General features: G+C 69.3%; 6 protein-coding genes. 4 read left to right on the forward strand and 2 right to left on the reverse strand.

What is annotated here, in order from left to right:
• On the forward strand, nt 1-1,372 hold a 1,372-nt coding region (locus AC3XYG_RS36105; RefSeq protein ID WP_489144727.1), incomplete at its 5' end, for an ATP-binding protein.
• A 153-nt stretch (nt 1,373-1,525) separates the two neighbouring features.
• A complete protein-coding gene (locus tag AC3XYG_RS36110) occupies nt 1,526-2,287 on the forward strand; it encodes a methyltransferase domain-containing protein (protein WP_489144728.1) in 762 nt (253 codons plus the stop codon).
• 22 nt (nt 2,288-2,309) lie between these two features.
• Here the strand turns inward: AC3XYG_RS36110 and AC3XYG_RS36115 are convergent, their stop codons facing one another.
• Nucleotides 2,310-2,756 (reverse strand): MarR family winged helix-turn-helix transcriptional regulator, encoded by a 447-nt coding sequence (locus tag AC3XYG_RS36115; protein ID WP_489144729.1) that lies wholly within the window; start codon nt 2,754-2,756, stop codon nt 2,310-2,312.
• Nucleotides 2,757-2,881: 125 nt separating this feature from the next.
• Here AC3XYG_RS36115 and AC3XYG_RS36120 point away from each other — a divergent pair, with 125 nt between their 5' ends.
• Nucleotides 2,882-3,850, forward strand: coding sequence for a quinone oxidoreductase family protein (locus AC3XYG_RS36120; protein ID WP_489144730.1), 969 nt, complete (start codon nt 2,882-2,884; stop codon nt 3,848-3,850).
• Between the two features lie 15 nt (nt 3,851-3,865).
• Here AC3XYG_RS36120 and AC3XYG_RS36125 read toward each other — a convergent pair whose 3' ends face one another.
• Nucleotides 3,866-4,765: an MBL fold metallo-hydrolase gene (locus AC3XYG_RS36125; protein ID WP_489144731.1), complete on the reverse strand. Its 900-nt coding sequence runs from the start codon at nt 4,763-4,765 to the stop codon at nt 3,866-3,868.
• A gap of 376 nt (nt 4,766-5,141) precedes the next feature.
• Between AC3XYG_RS36125 and AC3XYG_RS36130 the strand changes: the two genes are divergently transcribed.
• Nucleotides 5,142-5,457 (forward strand): dihydrodipicolinate synthase family protein (locus tag AC3XYG_RS36130; protein ID WP_489144732.1); only part of this gene is annotated, 316 nt, incomplete at its 3' end.

The raw sequence follows: 5,457 nt of genomic DNA on the forward strand, positions 1-5,457 counted from the left end.
TGCTGAGACCCGACGGATGATCCGAGCCCGCGCCCTCCCCCGCCCGACCAGCCCACTCGGGCTGCGGGCGCTGAAGCGGTTCCTGCCCCGCACCCTGTTCGGCCGGACCCTGGTCATCATCGTCACCCCGGTGATCCTGGCCCAGGCAATCGCGACCTACATGTTCTTCGGCCGCCACATTGACGTGATCACCTGGCGCTTCGCCCGGACTGTCGCCGGCGAGATCTCCCTGACCATCGAGGAGATGAACCAGGGCTTGTCGCCGGTTGGGCGCGGCGCGGTGTTCGACCGGGCCCAGCGCAACACCGGCCTGACCTATTCCTTCGACCAGGATGCCGAGCTGGGGTCGACCAGCACCGGCGGGCTGGACGATAGCCAGCGGGCCCTGTTTCGCGCCATCCGGGCCGCCCAGCCCTATGACCTGACGGTCGAGAGCGCCCCGGACGACGATAAGGAACTGGTCCGCATGCAACTGCCGGGCGGCGTGCTGACCATCAGCGTGCCGTCGACGCGCCTGACCAATTACACGACCACGGTCTTCATCCTGTCGATGCTCGGCTCGACCGTCATCCTGTTCGCGGTCGCCATCATCTTCATGCGCAACCAGATCCGGCCGATCCGGCGGCTGGCGATCGCGGCCGACCGCTTCGGCAAGGGCCGCGACCTGCCCGGGTTCCGGCCGCATGGCGCCGAGGAGATCCGGCAGGCGGCCGAGGCCTTCATCGAGATGCGCGACCGCATCCGCCGCCAGATCCAGCAACGGACCGAGATGCTGGCCGGCATCAGCCACGACCTGCGGACGCCGCTGACCCGGATGAAGCTGCAGCTGGCCATGCTGGGCGACGGGCCGGACATCGACGAGCTGCGCGCCGATGTCGATGAGATGCGGCAGATGATCGACGCCTATCTCGCCTTCGCCCGCGGCGAGGGCACCGAGGCACCGGCGCCGACCGACCTTGCCGCCTTCCTGGAAGAGGTGGTGGTGGCGGCGCGGCGCGAGGGCGCCGACATCACGCTGGATGCGCCGGACAGCCCGGTCCTGCCGCTGCGGCGCGAAGCGATGCGGCGCTGCCTGATGAACCTCTTGTCCAATGCGCGGCGCCACGCCCGGCATATCTGGCTGTCCGCCGTCACCGATGCCGATGCCGTGGTGCTGATGGTGGATGACGACGGCCCCGGCATCCCGGTCAGCCGGCGCGAGGAGGCCATGAAGCCCTTCGTCCGCCTGGACGAATCACGCAACCAGGACACCGGCGGCACCGGGCTGGGCCTGGCCATCGCCCGCGACGTGGCGCGCAGCCATGGCGGCGACCTGCTGCTGTCGACCTCGCCGATGGGCGGGCTGCGCTGTGCCGTCCGACTCCCGCTCTGACGACACGGCATTACGGCAGTAACGCACCGCAGCCGGGCTGACATTCCGGTGCAATGCCCCTGACTTAAATCTCGCCTCCGTCAGGAAGCGAGGGGTTCGATGGGATCTCGACAGGCAACAGCGTATGCACCGAGTCCGGCGGTGATGGAGCAGATGCGGCTCGTCGCCCAGGCGCTGGAATTCGAGCCGCAGTCGCGCTGGCTACTGGACACCATCGGCGTGCGGCCCGGCTGGCATGCCGCCGATATCGGCTGCGGCGCGATCGGCATCCTGGACCTGCTGTCGGAACGGATCGGCGCCCATGGCGCGGTGATCGGCGTTGAGCGCGAGCCCCGGCTGGTGGCCATGGCGCGGGCGGAGATGGCGCTGCGCGGGTTGCGCAACGTCGCCGTGGTGCAGGGCGACGCCCTGGCCTCGGGCCTCGAGCCGGGCACCTTCGACCTGGTGCATGAGCGGCTGGTGATGGCCGAGATCGCGGAGCCCCAAGCCCTGGTCGACGAGATGGCGTCGCTGCTGCGCCCGGGCGGGATCATCGTCCTCGAGGATGTTGACGACCTGTCCTACACCTGCGCGCCGATGCACCCGTCCTGGACGGTGCTGCTCGACGCCGCCCACACGGTTCTGACGGCCGAAGGCGCGGATCTGTTCGTCGGCCGCGCCCTGCCGGGCTATCTCCGGGCGGCCGGGGTGCAGGATGTCCAGGTCAAGATTCATGCCCGCGCCGCCGCCCCCGGCGAACACCGGCGGATGCATCTGCTGTCGCTGCTGGACACCCTGGAGGACCGGGTGGTCGGCGCCGGCCTGCTGACCACGATGGCGCTGCGCCGGCACCGCGCCGCACTGGCCGCCCACCTGCAGGCGCCGGAGACGCTGCTGATCGACAAGCTGTTCGTCCAGGCCTGGGGCCGGGTCTGACCCGAGGAATACCGCCGTCTGATCAATCCGTCGGCCTGGCCGCCTCATCCGCCACGACCGGCGGGTCGGCCTTCATGGCATCCGCGAACCGCCGCATCAGCCGCACCAGCGCGTCGATGTCGGGCGCATCCCAGCTCTCGAAGACGGCGCGGCCGATCCGGTCACGCGCGGCATCGACCAGGTCGGTCATCGCCTTGCCCTTCGGGGTGATGATGGCCTCACGCACCCGGCGATCGACCGGGCTGCCCCGGCGCTCGACCAAGCCGAGGCTTTCGAGTTTCGCGACCTGGCGGCTGACGGTGGTGTAATCGCGACCGACGCGGTCGGCCATCTCCACCACGCCGATCGGCCCGAACCGCTCGATGCCGACCAGCAGCGGGAACAGCGCCCGGTCGAGCGGAATCCCGGCTGCCCGGATCAGCAGCTCGTCGCGCTGCGGCCGGTTCATGACCCCGACGATATCCAGCACCGCCCCGTGCAGCTGGCGGAGCTGTCCACTGATATGTGTATTTTGCACGTTTTTGCTTGGCGGCATCATCGACCCTCACTATATGTGCATCCTACACATATAGTGAGGCCGAAAGGAAAACCGTCATGAAGGCCGCAATCGTGCGGGAGGCCGGGCATGCGCCCGTCTACGAGGAGTTCGCTGAGCCGGTGCCGGCCCCGGGCGAAGCCCGCATCAGGGTCATCGCCGCCGCCATCAGCCATGTCGTCAAAAGCCGGGTCTCCGGCAGGCACTACAGTTCGTCCGGCCGCTTCCCCTTCATCGTCGGCATCGACGGCGTCGGCCGGCTCGATGACGGACGCCGGGTCTATTTCGTGATGCCCAGAGCGCCCTATGGCAGCATGGCGGAGCAGACCGTGGTGCCGGCGGCGCACTGCCTGCCCCTGCCCGACGGCATCGACGACGTGACGGCGGCGGCCATCGCCAACCCCGGCATGTCGTCCTGGGCCGCCTATACCGAGCGCGCCCGGCTCAAGGCCGGGGAAACCGTGCTGGTCAACGGTGCCACCGGCACGTCGGGCCGCCTCGCCGTGCAGATCGCCAAGCACCTCGGGGCGAAGAAGATCATCGCCACCGGCCGCAATGCCGACGCCCTGTCCGAGGTCGCGGCCCTCGGCGCCGATGTAACGATCCCGCTGGCCGGGGACGAGGCTGCCGTGGCGGCCCGCTTCGAGGAGCAGTTCGCCGCCGGGGTGGATGTCGTCATCGACTATCTCTGGGGCCGCAGCGCCGAGAGCCTTCTCACCGCCGCTGCCCGGGCCGGTGCGGACGCCGTGCCCATCCGCTTCGTCCAGGTCGGCGCGATCAGCGGGGCGGACATCACCCTGCCCGGCGCCGTGCTGCGGTCTTCGGCGATCGAGCTGATGGGCAGCGGCATCGGCAGCCTGTCGCTGGACCGCCTCGTCGCCGCCGTCGGCGGGCTGCTGCAGGCCACCGTGCCCGGCGGCTTCGCGATCGCCGCCACACCCGTCCCGCTGTCCGAGGTCGAACAGGCCTGGCCCAGGGACGACAGCACCCAGCGCACCGTGTTCACCCTGGGCGAGCGGACGGCATGATCTCACAGGAGGCCGTCAGAAGCTCGAGGGGTGCCAGGCATAGCCCGCGCCGGATCGGGCGATCGTGCCGACGCCCGGGAATGGGAAATGCGGCGCGAAGATCTGCTCGTGACTCCCGGCGAGCTTGGCCAACTCCTTCTCGCGCGTGATGCGGCCCTGCGCGAGATCGGTGTAGTAACCGATGCCCCAGACCGGTTCTTCCAGCGAGACGATCGAGCTGTGCACGATGTCGCCGATGTCGATGAAGTGCTGGTCGTCCGAGGTGATCTCATACCCGACATGGCCCGGCGTGTGGCCGGGCAGCGAGACCGAGCTGAAACCGGGGATGACCGTGTCGCCGGGCTTGAAGGTCTTCACCGACGGGCCGATGACGTCGATCATCGGTTTGAAGTTCGGCATCGTCTGCATCCACTGCCATTCGGTCGCCGACATATGGATCGCCGCATGCGGGAAGGCCGGCTTGCCGTCGGCGGTGACCAGGCCGCCGACATGGTCGCCATGGGCATGGGTGATGAGGATGTCGGTCACCTGGTCCGGCTGGACGCCTGATTTGCCCAGGCTCTGCATCAGCACGCCGCCGACCTTGGGGCCGAGGCCGGTGTCGAGCAGCACCACGCGGTCCGGCGTCTGCACCAGCAGGGCATCGACATCCAGGGTTATCTTGTCGGTCGGCTGGCCCGCATTCTTCAGGGCATCGGCGACCTTCTCCGGCCCGACATCCTTGCCGAAGACCTTGCCGTCATTCGGCAGGACGTTCTGCATGTCGCGCAGCGCGAAGAGCTTGAACTGGCCGACACTGAAGGCCTGCGCCGCCGGTTCCACGGGCACGGGGGCGGCCAGGGCGGCGCCCATGGCCACCCCGGCCAACGCGGCGGCGGCGACAATGCCGAGGGCTTGCTGACGGATCGAAATCACGATCGCTCCTTTCAGGCATGCCCCGTCACGCTCTCAGCGGCGTTCGGGGCCGGGGAATCTTCGGCAAAGACTGCACAGCGGCGCGATCGGTGGCTATGGCAAAGCGTCGCCCGGGCCGCGGCAGCGACGAAATGTCAGGCGAAGCGGCCCGGGTAGGAGGCACCGCTTGACAGTCCCGCCGGCGGCGGGCGACTGTCCGGCCATGACCTCCGGCCGCTCCCTCTTCGCCACAGCCAAAAAAACCCCGCTTGCGGGGACCGGAGATCACTGCCCGCGGTAACACGCCGCGCGCTTCAGGATCCACCAGACCCCGCCGGTTCGGACGGGGTCTTGTCATTTCTGCGCCATCCCCGTCTCCGGCCCCAGGAGACGAACGATGCCCCTTCCCAACTCTCTTCCCGCCCCGGCCGGCCTCTGGCTGCCGCTGATCACTCCGTTCCGCGACGGCGCCCTCGATGAGACCTCGCTGCATCGGCTGGTCCGGCACTATGCCGCCGGCCCGGTCGACGGGCTGATCCTGGCCGCCACCACCGGCGAGGGCATGACGCTCGATGCCGATGAGACCGAGCGCGTGGTCGCGATCGCGGCGGAGGAATGCCGGCTGCCGCTCATTCTCGGCCTGTCCGGCAGCGACACGCGCAAGCTGGTCAAGGAGATCGCCCACACCGCCGGCTGGCCGATCGACGGGTATC

Source organism: Inquilinus sp. (assembly GCF_057815775.1).

Coding starts and splice junctions, on each gene's coding strand:
- AC3XYG_RS36110 (WP_489144728.1), top strand. CDS start 1,526: ATGCGGCTCGTCGCCCAGGCGCTGGAATTCGAGCCGCAGTCGCGCTGG.
- AC3XYG_RS36120 (WP_489144730.1), top strand. CDS start 2,882: ATGAAGGCCGCAATCGTGCGGGAGGCCGGGCATGCGCCCGTCTACGAG.